This window comes from Paenibacillus oryzisoli, assembly GCF_001653565.1.
Classification (GTDB): Bacteria; Bacillota; Bacilli; order Paenibacillales; family NBRC-103111; genus Paenibacillus_E; species Paenibacillus_E oryzisoli.
In genome coordinates this window covers 22,992-37,449 of sequence record NZ_LYPB01000041.1, presented here as the reverse complement: position 1 = coordinate 37,449, position 14,458 = coordinate 22,992, and the positions used below count along the sequence as shown (strand labels likewise).

Annotated in this window: 11 protein-coding genes; all 11 read right to left on the bottom strand. The window is 44.0% G+C overall.

The window, feature by feature from the left end; translation table 11 throughout:
• Positions 1–21: 21 nt before the first annotated feature.
• The 11 genes from rplW to rpoB all read right to left on the bottom strand — a co-directional run bounded on the left by rplW (position 22) and on the right by rpoB (position 14,441).
• Positions 22–312 (bottom strand): 50S ribosomal protein L23, encoded by a 291-nt coding sequence (rplW, locus tag A8708_RS02080; protein ID WP_056618288.1) that lies wholly within the window; start codon positions 310–312, stop codon positions 22–24.
• Positions 309–935 (bottom strand): 50S ribosomal protein L4, encoded by a 627-nt coding sequence (rplD, locus tag A8708_RS02075; protein ID WP_068661878.1) that lies wholly within the window; start codon positions 933–935, stop codon positions 309–311. The genes rplW and rplD overlap by 4 nt, the downstream gene beginning before the upstream one ends.
• Positions 936–951: 16 nt before the next feature.
• Positions 952–1,575 carry a 50S ribosomal protein L3 gene (gene rplC / locus A8708_RS02070; protein ID WP_056618299.1) on the bottom strand — a complete coding sequence of 208 codons (624 nt, stop codon included), beginning with the start codon at positions 1,573–1,575 and terminating at the stop codon, positions 952–954.
• A 43-nt stretch (positions 1,576–1,618) separates the two neighbouring features.
• Positions 1,619–1,927, bottom strand: a complete 309-nt coding sequence (gene rpsJ / locus A8708_RS02065; protein WP_028557496.1) for a 30S ribosomal protein S10 — start codon at positions 1,925–1,927, stop codon at positions 1,619–1,621.
• A 409-nt stretch (positions 1,928–2,336) separates the two neighbouring features.
• Positions 2,337–3,527, bottom strand: coding sequence for an elongation factor Tu (gene tuf / locus A8708_RS02060; RefSeq protein WP_068661877.1), 1,191 nt, complete (start codon positions 3,525–3,527; stop codon positions 2,337–2,339).
• 39 nt (positions 3,528–3,566) lie between these two features.
• Positions 3,567–5,642, bottom strand: a complete 2,076-nt coding sequence (gene fusA, locus A8708_RS02055; protein ID WP_068661876.1) for an elongation factor G — start codon at positions 5,640–5,642, stop codon at positions 3,567–3,569.
• A gap of 39 nt (positions 5,643–5,681) precedes the next feature.
• Positions 5,682–6,152, bottom strand: a complete 471-nt coding sequence (gene rpsG, locus A8708_RS02050; protein ID WP_028557499.1) for a 30S ribosomal protein S7 — start codon at positions 6,150–6,152, stop codon at positions 5,682–5,684.
• Positions 6,153–6,196: 44 nt separating this feature from the next.
• Positions 6,197–6,616: a 30S ribosomal protein S12 gene (rpsL, locus tag A8708_RS02045; RefSeq protein WP_028557500.1), complete on the bottom strand. Its 420-nt coding sequence runs from the start codon at positions 6,614–6,616 to the stop codon at positions 6,197–6,199.
• A gap of 162 nt (positions 6,617–6,778) precedes the next feature.
• Positions 6,779–7,030: a ribosomal L7Ae/L30e/S12e/Gadd45 family protein gene (locus A8708_RS02040; RefSeq protein ID WP_056618306.1), complete on the bottom strand. Its 252-nt coding sequence runs from the start codon at positions 7,028–7,030 to the stop codon at positions 6,779–6,781.
• A gap of 181 nt (positions 7,031–7,211) precedes the next feature.
• Positions 7,212–10,832, bottom strand: a complete 3,621-nt coding sequence (rpoC, locus tag A8708_RS02035) for a DNA-directed RNA polymerase subunit beta' (protein WP_068661875.1) — start codon at positions 10,830–10,832, stop codon at positions 7,212–7,214.
• 69 nt (positions 10,833–10,901) lie between these two features.
• Complete coding sequence (gene rpoB / locus A8708_RS02030) at positions 10,902–14,441, bottom strand: DNA-directed RNA polymerase subunit beta (RefSeq protein WP_068661874.1); 3,540 nt, start codon at positions 14,439–14,441, stop codon at positions 10,902–10,904.
• Positions 14,442–14,458: the final 17 nt, after the last annotated feature.

Below are 14,458 nucleotides of genomic sequence, written 5' to 3'. Positions count from 1 at the left end.
CTCCTTACTTTGAGAAATGGATTATACTGTTTCGAAGAATTCCAATTCTTTGCTTTCTGCGCTTAGGGACACGATAGCTTTCTTCCAGATGGAAGTGTAACCAGAGTGTTTGCCATAACGCTTAGGCTTAGCTGGCATTCTGAGTGTGTTTACATTTGTAACTTTCACTTTGAAGATTGCTTCGATAGCTTGTTTAATTTCTGTTTTGTTAGCGCGAAGATCCACTTCGAAAACATACTTTTTATTAGCCATTAGGTCGCTTGTACGCTCAGTGATGATCGGGCGCTTGATAATGTCGCGTGGATTTTTCATTGTGCAAGCACCTCCTCAACTTTCTGTACAGCTTCTTGCGTTAAGATCAATTTGTCATAAAGCATGACATCAAGAACGTTAACTCCATCAGCAGCAACGAATTTCACACCTGGGATGTTACGAGCAGACAAAGCAACATTGGAGTCGTTAGCAACGCCTACAACTAGTACTTTGCGATCTACTTTCAGGTTGTTCAAAATTGCAACGAATTCTTTCGTTTTCGGAGCATTCAATTGAAGTTGATCCAGAACGATCAAGTTGTTATCGATAAGTTTCGAGGACAAAGCGGATTTAATCGCTAAGCGACGAACTTTTCTAGGCAATTTGAAGCCATAGCTACGAGGAGTTGGTCCGAATACGGTACCGCCGCCTTTCCACTGTGGAGCACGAATACTACCTTGACGCGCACGACCTGTACCTTTTTGTTTCCAAGGTTTACGACCACCGCCGCGAACTTCTGAACGACCTTTTGTTTTGTGAGTTCCTTGACGCACAGCTGCTTGTTGTAAAAGAACAGCTTCGTGAATCGCATGAACGTGAGGTTCAATTCCGAAAACAACGTCAGACAGTTCAATTTCTCCTACCTGAGCACCTGTTACATTATATAAAGCTACTTTTGGCATCTGTCTTCCTCCTTTCTTACTTTTTAACAGCAGACTTCACGCTAACGTAGCTGTTTTTAGGACCCGGAATGGAACCTTTAACTAGCAATACATTACGTTCAGCATCTACTTTGATAATTTGAAGATTTTGCAATGTTACTGTTTCGTTACCCATATGTCCTGGCAATTTCTTACCTTTAGGAACGCGGTTTGCTTGAATGGAACCCATCGAACCTGGTCCGCGGTGATAACGTGATCCGTGTGCCATCGGCCCTGTGGATTGGTTATGTCTTTTGATGTTACCTTGGAAACCTTTACCTTTGGAAGTACCCGTTACATCAACGAATTCGCCCTCTGCGAACAGATCTGCTTTCAGTTCTTGACCCACTTCATAGTCACCCAACTGAATGCCACGAATTTCTTTAACGTAGCGCTTAGGCGTTGCCCCTGCTTTTTTCGCATGGCCAAGCTCTGGTTTAATGATACGACTAGCTTTTACATCATCAAAACCGATTTGGATCGACTCATAACCATCGTTATCCACATCTTTCTTTTGCAGTACCACACATGGTCCCGCTTGAATGACAGTTACCGGAACTACATTACCCTCCGGAGTAAACAATTGTGTCATCCCAAGTTTTTTTCCTAAGATACCTTTCATCGTTGACACCTCTTTTCCTTCCATTGTTAACTCTATAGTTGTTTTACAGTTTGATCTCGATGTCAACGCCAGACGGTAAGTCTAGACGCATCAAAGCATCAACTGTTTGTGGTGTTGGATTCACAATATCGATTAGACGCTTATGCGTACGCATTTCGAATTGCTCACGCGAATCCTTGTACTTGTGCACCGCACGAAGAATCGTGATGATTTGCTTCTCTGTCGGAAGCGGAATCGGACCGGATACACCTGCACCGGAACGCTTGGCAGTTTCCACGATTTTCTCAGCTGATTGATCAATAATTCTGTGATCATACGCCTTCAAACGGATACGAATTTTTTGCTTTGCCATTTAAAGTCCCTCCTTCTATCGCCCAATTTAGTATCGGACATACTCCGTGAAAATTCTCCAACAGCCATCCCCATGGCAAAGGGGCCTGGTGTGTCGGCAACCTTTCACATCATCGCAACGTCACAGACCAACGTTTAATATTATATAAAATTATAAAACGAAATGCAAGCGAAATTTTAGGTAAACACACATATTTATTCGCAAGCTATTTTTCCTTCTATATAAGTAAGCATCCGTAGTCGTTTCCTGAATCCGTTCCTACATTATAATAAAAGATTATTAATAAAACTACTGCAATCTGTTTCCATTTGGCATTAGTGATAATGCACTCTACGTTTATAACGATAATTAATGAAACAAAAAAACATCCACCGATAAATCGATGGATGTTCGACCTCTCAAAGAGAGATTACTTTTGAATTGTAGCAACCGCGCCCGCACCAACAGTACGTCCGCCTTCACGAATCGCGAAGCGAGTACCTTCTTCGATTGCGATCGGGTTGATTAGTTCTACAGTAACAGTGATGTTATCACCTGGCATTACCATCTCTGTTCCTTCTGGAAGGTTGATGATACCAGTAACGTCAGTTGTACGGAAGTAGAACTGTGGACGGTAACCAGTGAAGAAAGGCTTGTGACGGCCACCCTCTTCTTTAGTTAGAACGTAGATTTGAGCTGTAAAGTTCGTGTGTGGTTTAACTGAACCTGGCTTAGCAAGTACTTGTCCACGCTCGATGTCTTTACGATCAACACCACGAAGAAGGGCACCGATGTTGTCACCTGCTTGAGCGGAGTCAAGCAATTTACGGAACATCTCTACGCCTGTAACTACGCATTTGCGAGTTTCTTCAGCGATACCAACGATTTCTACTTCTTCTTGTACTTTAACAGTTCCACGCTCTACACGGCCTGTAGCAACTGTACCACGACCAGTGATTGAGAATACATCCTCAACCGGCATAAGGAAAGGTTTGTCAGTTTGACGCTCAGGAGTTGGGATATAAGTATCAACTTGTTCGAACAATTCGATAATTTTATCAGCCCATGCGCCATCTGGGTTTTGAAGAGCTTCACGAGCTGCTCCACGGATGATTGGAGTATCATCGCCTGGGAACTCATATTCGTTAAGAAGGTCGCGAACTTCCATCTCAACCAATTCAAGCAACTCTTCGTCTTCAACCATGTCACATTTGTTAAGGAATACCACGATGTAAGGTACGCCTACTTGACGGGAAAGAAGAATGTGCTCACGTGTTTGTGGCATAGGGCCATCAGCTGCGGATACAACTAGGATAGCGCCGTCCATTTGAGCAGCACCAGTGATCATGTTTTTAACATAGTCAGCATGTCCTGGGCAGTCTACGTGTGCGTAGTGACGGTTAGGAGTTTCGTACTCAACGTGAGCTGTGGAGATTGTGATACCGCGCTCGCGCTCTTCTGGTGCTTTATCGATTTGGTCGAATGCTACTGCAGCTCCACCGTATCTTTTGGACAGTACAGTTGTGATTGCAGCTGTCAAAGTAGTTTTACCATGGTCGACGTGACCGATAGTACCGATGTTAACATGCGGTTTATTACGTTCAAATTTAGCCTTTGCCATTTTAAACGATTCCTCCTTAGAGTAACTAAAATTTTTATATTAAGCGCCTTTGCCTTTTGCAATAATTTCTTCTGCAATGGACTTAGGTACTTCTTCATAATGCGAAAGCTCCATGGAGTAAACGCCACGGCCTTGTGTTCTTGAACGAAGTGTTGTGGAATATCCAAACATCTCGGACAAAGGCACCTTAGCACGAATGACTTGTGCTCCATGACGGCTATCCATACCTTCGATACGTCCACGACGAGAGTTAAGGTCACCCATAACATCGCCCATGTACTCTTCTGGTACAGTAACTTCAACCTTCATGATTGGCTCAAGAAGAACCGGTTTACATTTTTCTTTCGCTGCTTTAAGTGCCATGGAACCCGCGATTTTGAACGCCATTTCATTGGAGTCAACGTCATGGTAAGATCCATCAACAACAGTAGCTTTGATATCCACAAGCGGGAATCCTGCGATTACACCGTTCTTCATGGACTCTTCGATACCAGCTTGAATAGGTGCGATATACTCTCTAGGAATAGATCCGCCCACAACTTTGTTTTCGAAGATGAAACCTGTGCCTGCTTCTTGTGGTTCGAACTCAACCCAACAATGTCCGTATTGACCACGACCACCGGATTGACGAACGAATTTACCTTCAACTTTAGCTGCCGCGCGGAATGTTTCGCGGTAAGCAACTTGTGGTTTACCTACATTGGTTTCAACTTTGAACTCACGAAGCATACGGTCAACTAGGATTTCAAGGTGAAGCTCACCCATACCTGCGATGATCGTTTGTCCAGTTTCTTCGTCTGTGGAAGCACGGAAAGTTGGATCTTCTTCAGCAAGCTTTTGCAATGCGATACCCATTTTATCTTGATCGGCTTTCGTCTTCGGTTCAACAGCAAGCTGGATAACCGGTTCAGGAAAGACCATTCTTTCAAGGATAACTGGATTCTTCTCATCACAAAGTGTATCACCAGTTGTTGTATCTTTCAATCCAACAGCTGCGGCAATATCACCAGCGTATACAATGCTGATCTCTTGACGGCTGTTCGCATGCATTTGCAGAATACGACCAACACGCTCACGTTTTCCTTTTGTCGCGTTAGAGACATAGGAACCGGAGTTCAAGGTACCAGAGTAAACACGGAAGAAAGTAAGACGACCAACGAAAGGATCCGTCATGATTTTAAATGCAAGCGCTGAGAAAGGTTGATCGTCAGCAGACTTACGAACCACTTCGGTACCATCGTCAAGTACACCTTTAATATCAGGTACATCAAGTGGTGAAGGCAGGTAGTTAATAACCGCATCCAACATCAATTGAACACCTTTGTTTCTATAAGAAGACCCTACGATAACTGGGAAGATTTTCACTTCGCAGACACCTTTACGTAGAGCTGCTTTGATCTCATCAACAGAGATTTCTTCGCCCTCGAGGTATTTCATTGTAAGCTCTTCATCAAGCTCAGCAACTTTCTCGATTAGTTCCAAACGAAGCACTGCAACTTGATCTTTAAACTCAGCAGGAATTTCGATTTTCTCGATATCCTTACCAAGATCATCTTTGTACATATAAGCAGTTTCTTCAACTAAGTCGATGATACCTTTGAAATCATTCTCAGCACCGATTGGAAGTTGAATAGCTACTGCATTTGCACCTAGTTTTAAACGCATGGATTCAACTACTTGCAGGAAGTCTGCACCGATGATATCCATTTTGTTTACATAAGCAATACGTGGAACGTTGTATTTATCAGCTTGTCTCCAAACTGTTTCGGATTGAGGCTCAACGCCCTCTTTCGCACTAAATACACCAACTGCTCCATCTAACACACGAAGGGAACGCTCTACCTCAACGGTAAAGTCAACGTGCCCCGGGGTATCGATAATATTGATGCGGTGACCTTCCCATTGCGCAGTTGTAGCAGCGGAAGTAATCGTGATTCCGCGCTCTTGCTCCTGCTCCATCCAGTCCATCGTAGCTGCACCTTCGTGCACCTCTCCGATTTTATGGACTTTACCAGTGTAATACAAAATGCGCTCTGTTGTTGTCGTTTTACCAGCATCGATATGAGCCATGATCCCGATATTACGCGTGTTCTTTAAGGAGAACTCTCTAGCCATAGGTCGTTTTGTCTCCTTTCTCTTAATTATATTATAATTCTACCAGCGGTAGTGAGCAAATGCTTTGTTAGCTTCAGCCATTTTGTGTGTATCTTCACGTTTCTTAACGGAAGAACCAGTGCTATTGCTAGCATCGATAATTTCATAAGCCAATCTTTCTTCCATCGTCTTCTCACCGCGAAGACGGGAATAGTTAACCAACCAACGCAAACCTAATGTCGAACGACGGTCAGGTCTAACTTCGATAGGCACTTGATAGTTAGCTCCACCAACGCGGCGAGCTTTAACTTCTAGTACTGGCATAATGTTTTTGATAGCAGCTTCAAACACTTCCATCGGCTCTTTACCTGTACGATCTTTCACGAGGTTAAAAGCGTTGTATAGAATCGTTTGTGCTACCCCTCTTTTTCCATCAACCATAATACGGTTGATAAGACGAGTAACTAGTTTGCTATTATAAATAGGATCTGGCAATACGTCTCTGCGAGTAACTGGACCTTTACGAGGCATAGTTATCCCCCTTTCTTATAAGAATCATTCCTGATTATTATCTCTTATTTTTTAACTTTCGGACGCTTCGTACCGTATTTGGAACGGGATTGCTTACGGTTATTAACACCGGAAGTATCAAGTGCTCCACGCACGATGTGATAACGTACCCCTGGAAGATCTTTAATTCTACCACCACGGATCAATACAACACTGTGTTCTTGCAGGTTGTGACCGATACCTGGGATATAAGCTGTCACCTCTACGCGGTTCGTTAAACGAACACGAGCGTATTTACGAAGTGCGGAGTTAGGCTTCTTAGGAGTCATAGTACCTACACGCGTGCAGACACCACGTTTTTGAGGAGCGCTCAAATCCGTTGCTTCTCTTTTCAAAGCGTTAAAACCTTTTTGCAAAGCTGGTGATTTGGACTTATCCACCTTCGCTTGACGACCTTTACGTACTAGTTGGTTAATTGTTGGCATATCGCCACCTCCTCCCTACATTCATAACATGATGTGCTACTTGCAAGCCCACAGATCCAGGCGAGTCATAAATGAGCAAAGAGAAAGTCTTTGTTATGGAGAGTCGCCAAAGTCACGAGAACTTATACAATCATCTTCCACTAACAAAAACACCTTAAGCACTTATTCATTTACAACAGCTGCTACCGCAGCTCCAACTTCAATTCCACATGCTTTACCTAGCATCTTCATAGAATCTACGTAGGTTACAGGCACACCCATCTGCGTACAGAGAGCTACCAGATTTATCGTCAATCGCGGATCTGCATCTTTAGAAACAAAAACTTCTATCGCCTTACCTTGCTCGACTGTTTTTGTAACCTTCTTCGTGCCTACACATCTATTCTTCGCCTGTTTGACTATTTCATATGACATTAGGCACCCCCTTCAAAGAAAGGAAAGAATATCGACTTAGGCACACTACGATATATTATCATTTTGATTAGAGAGTGTCAAGGGCTAGTTTAAGTATTTCTACTTTGACTTTAGACAGTTTGTTACATAGAAAGAGGTAGCACACCCCTAATCAAGTGGCTACCTCTCTACATATATTCAATTACTCAACGGCAACTGTTTCTTTTTCCAAGTCTTCATCCAAAACGACAACCTCGTTCGGGTTCGTGATGCGAATGTTACGATATCTTGGCATACCTGTTCCCGCAGGGATCAACTTACCGATAATAACATTCTCTTTCAAACCTAACAATTGGTCGACTTTCCCCTTAATCGCTGCATCAGTCAAGACACGTGTCGTCTCTTGGAATGAGGCTGCAGACAAGAAGGAGTCCGTTTCAAGTGAAGCTTTCGTAATACCGAGCAAGATTGGACGAGCAACCGCAGGCTCATTGCCAGCGAACAAAGCAACCTTATTAGCTGCTTCGTACTCATGTATATCAACAAATGAACCAGGTAGTAGCGTTGTATCACCAGCATCTACGATGCGGATTTTACGTAGCATTTGACGAACCATAACTTCAATATGTTTATCGTTAATTTCTACCCCTTGGTTACGATAAACACGTTGTACTTCTTGAAGAATATAGTTCTGAACGCCGCGAATACCTTTGATGCGAAGCATTTCTTTCGGATCGATAGACCCGTCCGTCAACTCGTCACCAGCTTCAACTTGTTGATTCAATGAAACACGTACACGAGATCCGTAAGGAACTGCATATACTTTGGATTCCGCTTCGCCTTGAACTTCAATTTCGCGACGGTCCTTAGCTTCACGGATTTCCTTAACGACACCGTCGATTTCGGAAATGATCGCTTGACCTTTCGGATTACGTGCTTCAAAGAGCTCCTGAATACGCGGCAAACCTTGTGTAATATCGTCTCCGGCAACACCACCGGTATGGAATGTACGCATCGTCAACTGTGTTCCTGGCTCACCAATGGATTGCGCGGCAATAATACCAACTGCCTCACCAACCTCAACGAATTGACCAGTAGCCAAGTTACGACCATAACATTTCTTACAAACACCATGATTGGTGCGGCAGCTAAGTACAGAACGAATTTGAAGTTTCTCGATGCCTGCTTCAATAATACGATCTGCAATACCTGATTCGATAAGCTCATTACGTTGAACGATAACTTCACCTGTTTGTGGGTGACGAAGAGTTTCGTAAGCGTAGCGCCCTTCAATACGATCGTAAAGGTCTTCAATAACCTCTTTACCGTCTTGAATTTTGCTAACCATAAAGCCTTTGTCTGTTCCACAGTCGTCTTCACGAACGATAACATCTTGCGCTACGTCAACGAGACGACGAGTCAAGTAACCGGAATCCGCTGTACGAAGTGCTGTATCGGCAAGACCTTTACGCGCTCCGTGCGTGGAAATAAAGTATTCTAAGATTGTCAAACCTTCACGGAAGTTCGATTTAATCGGCAACTCCATAATCTTACCGGATGGATTCGCCATCAAACCACGCATACCGCCAAGCTGTGTAATCTGAGATTTGTTACCCCGTGCTTTGGATTCAACCATCATGGAAATAGAGTTGTATTTATCAAGGGATTTCATCAAGATCTCAGTGATTTCATCCTTAGCTTTACTCCAGATCGCAATAACGCGATCGTAACGCTCTTCATCTGTAATCAAACCACGTCGGTATTGGTTCGTAACTACGCGTACTTTCTCTTCACAATCCTTAAGGATCGCTACTTTTTCAGTTGGAACAACAACGTCAGAGACTGCTACGGTAATACCCGCTTTAGTGGAATACGTGAATCCAAGCTCTTTAATTTTATCAAGAATCATCGATGTTTGCGTTGTGTGGTACTTACGGAAGCATTCCGCAATAATCGATCCTAAATATTCTTTACCTACCGCTTTGTTCTCATCACGTTCCAACATGATCGCTTTCAGATCTGCACCTTTTTCAAATACGAAATGCGCATCTGGAATACCATTCAAAAGGTTTGTTTTGGTCGGCTCATTTATGAATGGGAAATCAGCAGGATAGATTTCGTTCATAATAATTTTACCGATTGTTGTGATTAACATAGCGTTTTGTTGCTTCTCAGTGAAGCTTGTTTTGTTCAGTGCTTTAGCAGGAATCGCTACACGTGCATGCAATGCCATTTTGCCCGATTGGTAGGAAGAAACTGCTTCGTGAACCGTTCTAATAATAGAACCTGCACCTTTAGCGAATTTGTTATCTGTTGTTAAATAGAAGCTTCCCAAGACCATATCCTGTGAAGGCGTAACAACCGGTTTACCGTCCTTCGGATTCAAAATGTTACCTGATGCTAGCATGAGCAAACGTGCTTCAGCTTGCGCTTCGGAGGACAATGGTACGTGAACGGCCATTTGGTCACCGTCGAAGTCAGCATTGTAAGCTGTACATACGAGTGGATGAAGTTTAATAGCGCGGCCTTCAACCAGAATCGGTTCAAAAGCTTGAATACCCAATCTATGCAACGTAGGTGCACGGTTCAGAAGAACCGGGTGCTCCTTGATGACTTCTTCAAGAACGTCCCAAACATCTGGACTTACGCGCTCAACTTTACGTTTCGCACTCTTGATGTTATGAGCCAAACCTTTATTCACAAGCTCTTTCATTACAAAAGGCTTGAATAATTCAAGCGCCATTTCCTTCGGAAGACCACATTGGTACATCTTCAGGTTAGGTCCTACTACGATAACAGAACGACCGGAGTAGTCAACACGTTTACCTAGCAAGTTCTGACGGAAACGACCTTGTTTACCTTTCAGCATGTGGCTGAGGGATTTCAAAGGACGGTTACCCGGACCTGTTACTGGACGGCCGCGACGACCGTTATCGATCAAAGCATCAACCGCTTCTTGAAGCATCCGTTTCTCATTTTGAACAATGATGTCCGGAGCGCCTAGGTCGAGCAATCTCTTCAGACGGTTATTACGGTTAATTACACGACGATAGAGATCATTCAAATCGGATGTCGCAAAACGACCCCCGTCAAGCTGTACCATCGGACGAAGCTCTGGAGGGATTACAGGAAGTACATCCAGTACCATCCAACCAGGTAGGTTTTTGGAATTACGGAATGCTTCCATAACTTCCAAACGCTTAATCGCACGATTACGACGTTGACCTTGTGCTGTTTTGAGTTCCTCTTTAAGGGTGTCTACTTCGCGTTCGATATCAATATCGATAAGCAGCTTTTTGACAGCTTCCGCACCCATGCCCGCTTGGAAAGCATAGCCGTATTTCTCACGATAGCTACGGTATTCTTTCTCAGACAATAGTTGCTTTTTCTCAAGTGGCGTATCACCTGGATCCGTTACTACGTAGGATGCGAAGTAGATAATTTCTTCCAATGATCTTGGAGACATATCCAGCGCAAGACCCATACGGCTAGGAATCCCTTTGAAGTACCAAATGTGTGAAACAGGAGCAGCAAGCTCAATGTGCCCCATGCGCTCACGACGTACTTTTTGACGGGTTACTTCAACGCCACAACGGTCACAAACCACGCCTTTATAACGAACGCGTTTGTACTTACCGCAATGACATTCCCAATCTTTCGTAGGTCCGAAGATCTTTTCACAGAAAAGACCTTCTTTCTCAGGTTTTAAGGTTCTGTAGTTAATCGTTTCCGGCTTCTTTACTTCCCCACGGGACCAAGAGCGAATTTTATCGGGTGATGCCAAGCCGATTTTCATAAACTCGAAGTTGTTAACGTCCATCAAGGAGCAACCCTCCTTTAAGAAATTTAAACCCACTTTTCAGTGAATCGTTCTCGATCTAGTGCTATGATGCTAATCGTTTACTCCCAGTTCGGAGCCCTCGATGTTTAGGTTTAATTTATCGCTAGTTACTTCATCATCGTCATCCGCTTCGCGCATTTCGATCTCTTCTTCGTCGCCAGACAGGATCTTAACATCCATACCTAAACTTTGAAGCTCTTTGATCAAAACTTTGAAGGATTCCGGAACACCTGGTTCTGGAACGTTCTCGCCTTTGACAATGGATTCGTACGTTTTCACACGGCCCACAACGTCATCTGACTTAACGGTAAGAATTTCTTGCAATGTATAAGCAGCTCCATAAGCCTCGAGTGCCCATACCTCCATCTCCCCGAAACGTTGTCCACCAAACTGCGCTTTACCACCCAGCGGCTGCTGAGTAACAAGGGAGTAAGGTCCTGTGGAACGGGCATGGATTTTATCATCAACCATGTGTGCCAGTTTAATCATGTACATCACGCCAACAGTTACTTCGCGTTCGAAAGACTCCCCTGTACGACCATCGTACAGAATTGTTTTACCACTACGTTGCATACCTGCTTCTTCCATGGCATCAAATACGTCATACTCACGCGCTCCATCGAATACTGGCGTTGCAGCGTGAATACCCAAATACTTGGAAGCCATACCTAAGTGAACTTCAAGTACTTGACCGATGTTCATCCGGGAAGGAACCCCTAGTGGATTCAGAACAACTTCAACTGGCGTACCATCTGGAAGGAAAGGCATATCTTCTTCAGGGAGAATACGTGCTACTACCCCTTTGTTACCATGCCGTCCCGCCATCTTGTCGCCTTCGGAAATTTTCCGTTTTTGAGCAATATAGACACGAACGAGTTGGTTAACACCTGGAGGCAGCTCATCGCCGTTCTCACGTGTAAATACTTTCACATCAACCACGATACCATCTGTACCATGCGGTACGCGTAGGGACGTATCACGAACCTCACGAGCCTTCTCACCGAAGATTGCGTGTAGCAATCTCTCTTCCGCTGTTAGCTCCGTTACACCTTTCGGTGTTACTTTACCAACAAGAATATCGCCAGCGCCAATTTCAGCACCAACACGGATGATTCCGCGCTCATCAAGATTCTTAAGTGCGTCTTCCCCTACGTTCGGGATGTCGCGAGTAATTTCTTCAGGTCCAAGCTTCGTATCACGAGCTTCTGACTCGTACTCCTCGATATGAATGGAGGTGTACACATCTTCCTTCACAAGCTTTTGGCTTAGCAAGATCGCATCCTCATAGTTGTAACCTTCCCAAGTCATGAAAGCTACGACTACGTTGCGTCCAAGCGCCAATTCGCCTTGTTCTGTAGATGGTCCATCAGCAAGGATGTCTCCCGCTTTAATCAATTGGCCTTTTTTGACAATCGGACGTTGATTAATGCAAGTCCCTTGGTTGGAACGCATAAACTTGTGGAGCTTATATTTCACGACGTTACCGCTGACAAGTTTGCCATCAACCATTTCTTGGCGACGCAACCAAATTTCATTTGCAGCAGCTTTTTCAATAATTCCATCGAATTTGGAGACAATACATACTCCTGAGTCCTTAGCAACCTTGTGCTCCATCCCTGTACCTACAAGCGGAGCTTTAGGAATTAGAAGTGGAACTGCTTGACGCTGCATGTTGGAACCCATTAACGCACGGTTGGAGTCATCGTTTTCAAGGAACGGAATTAACGCTGTTGCAACGGATACAACTTGCTTCGGAGATACGTCCATGTAATCGACACGTTCAACCGGAAGTGTTAAGTTATCATCTTTGTAACGAACGATAATCGCATCTTCAACGAATTTGTTATCTTCCGTCAACTTTGCATTTGCTTGCGCGATAACATAGTTATCTTCTTCATCCGCCGTCAAGTAAGCGATTTGGTCAGTAACCAATCCTGTCTTCGGATCTACCCAACGGTAAGGCGCTTCAATGAAGCCATACTCGTTAATACGGGCAAACGTGGACAAGGAGTTGATCAAACCAATGTTCGGCCCCTCCGGCGTCTCAATTGGACACATACGGCCATAGTGAGAGTGATGCACGTCACGAACTTCCATCCCTGCGCGCTCTCTCGTCAAACCGCCGGGTCCGAGTGCAGATAGACGTCTCTTATGAGTCAATTCAGCTAGCGGATTCGTTTGGTCCATAAATTGCGATAGTTGGGAGCTACCAAAGAACTCTTTGATTGATGCGATAACTGGACGAATGTTGATCAACGCTTGTGGCGTAATCACGTTAGCGTCTTGAATCGACATACGCTCACGAACAACACGTTCCATACGGGAAAGACCAATACGGAATTGATTTTGAAGCAACTCACCTACAGAACGAAGTCGACGGTTACCTAGATGGTCAATATCATCCGTATTTCCAATACCATGCAGTAAGTTAATAAAGTAGTTAATGGAAGAGATGATATCGGCAGGCGTGATGTTCTTGACAGCTTTATCAATTACACCGTTAGAAATAACCTTAACTACCTTGCCTTCTTCTGTTGGCGAATAAACATTAATGCACTGAACAGGGATTGTATCCGCGCCAGTTACACCTTTAGGAATCGTAAACTCTTTATATCCTGCACCTTTTTCGATAAAAGGTAGGATTTCATCTAGCACACGACGATCCAACAACTGTCCAGCTTCAGCAATGATTTCTCCTGTTTCGGAATCTACCAAAGTTTCAGCCAAGCGTTGATTGAATAGGCGGTTTTTGATGTGTAATTTTTTATTGATTTTGTAACGACCTACGTTAGCCAAATCATAACGCTTCGGATCAAAGAAACGAGCAACGATCAAGCTTCTTGCATTATCAAGCGTAGGCGGTTCACCTGGACGAAGACGCTCATAGATTTCGATTAACGCTTTTTCCGTAGAATCCGTGTTATCTTTATCTAGCGTGTTACGAATATATTCGTTATCGCCAAGCAAATCTAGAATCTCAGCATCCGTACCAAATCCTAATGAACGAAGCAATACGGTTACTGGGATTTTACGCGTGCGATCAATACGAACATAGATAATATCTTTCGCATCTGTCTCAAGTTCCAGCCATGCTCCACGGTTAGGAATTACTGTAGCTGTGTAAGTTTTTTTGCCGTTTTTATCCACTTTCGTGCTATAATAAACACTGGGAGAACGAACGAGCTGGGAGACGATTACACGCTCCGCACCGTTAATAATGAACGTTCCTGTATCGGTCATAATAGGGAAATCCCCCATGAACACTTCTTGTTCTTTGACCTCGCCAGTTTCCTTATTAATCAAACGGACTTTGACTCTTAACGGCGCCGCATAAGTTACGTCGCGTTCTTTGGACTCATCAACGGAATACTTAGGATCGCCTAAGCTATAGTCAATGAACTCCAGTACTAGGTTCCCTGTAAAATCCTGAATCGGGGAGATATCCTGAAACATCTCACGAAGTCCCTCTTCCAAAAACCACTCATACGATTTTTGCTGGATTTCAATCAGGTTTGGAATGCCCAGAACCTCATTAATTCGTGCATAAGTCCTGCGTTTACGTCGTCCAAATTGAACAAGATGTCCCGCCAACTTTCATTCACCCCTCA

Bases quoted from the DNA above. Each gene is read 5' to 3' on its own strand.
- fusA (WP_068661876.1), bottom strand. From the start codon at position 5,642: ATGGCTAGAGAGTTCTCCTTAAAGAACACGCGTAATATCGGGATCATG.
- rpsJ (WP_028557496.1), bottom strand. From the start codon at position 1,927: ATGGCAAAGCAAAAAATTCGTATCCGTTTGAAGGCGTATGATCACAGA.
- rplW (WP_056618288.1), bottom strand. From the start codon at position 312: ATGAAAAATCCACGCGACATTATCAAGCGCCCGATCATCACTGAGCGT.
- tuf (WP_068661877.1), bottom strand. From the start codon at position 3,527: ATGGCAAAGGCTAAATTTGAACGTAATAAACCGCATGTTAACATCGGT.
- rpsL (WP_028557500.1), bottom strand. From the start codon at position 6,616: ATGCCAACAATTAACCAACTAGTACGTAAAGGTCGTCAAGCGAAGGTG.
- rplD (WP_068661878.1), bottom strand. From the start codon at position 935: ATGCCAAAAGTAGCTTTATATAATGTAACAGGTGCTCAGGTAGGAGAA.
- rpsG (WP_028557499.1), bottom strand. From the start codon at position 6,152: ATGCCTCGTAAAGGTCCAGTTACTCGCAGAGACGTATTGCCAGATCCT.
- rplC (WP_056618299.1), bottom strand. From the start codon at position 1,575: ATGAAAGGTATCTTAGGAAAAAAACTTGGGATGACACAATTGTTTACT.
- A8708_RS02040 (WP_056618306.1), bottom strand. From the start codon at position 7,030: ATGTCATATGAAATAGTCAAACAGGCGAAGAATAGATGTGTAGGCACG.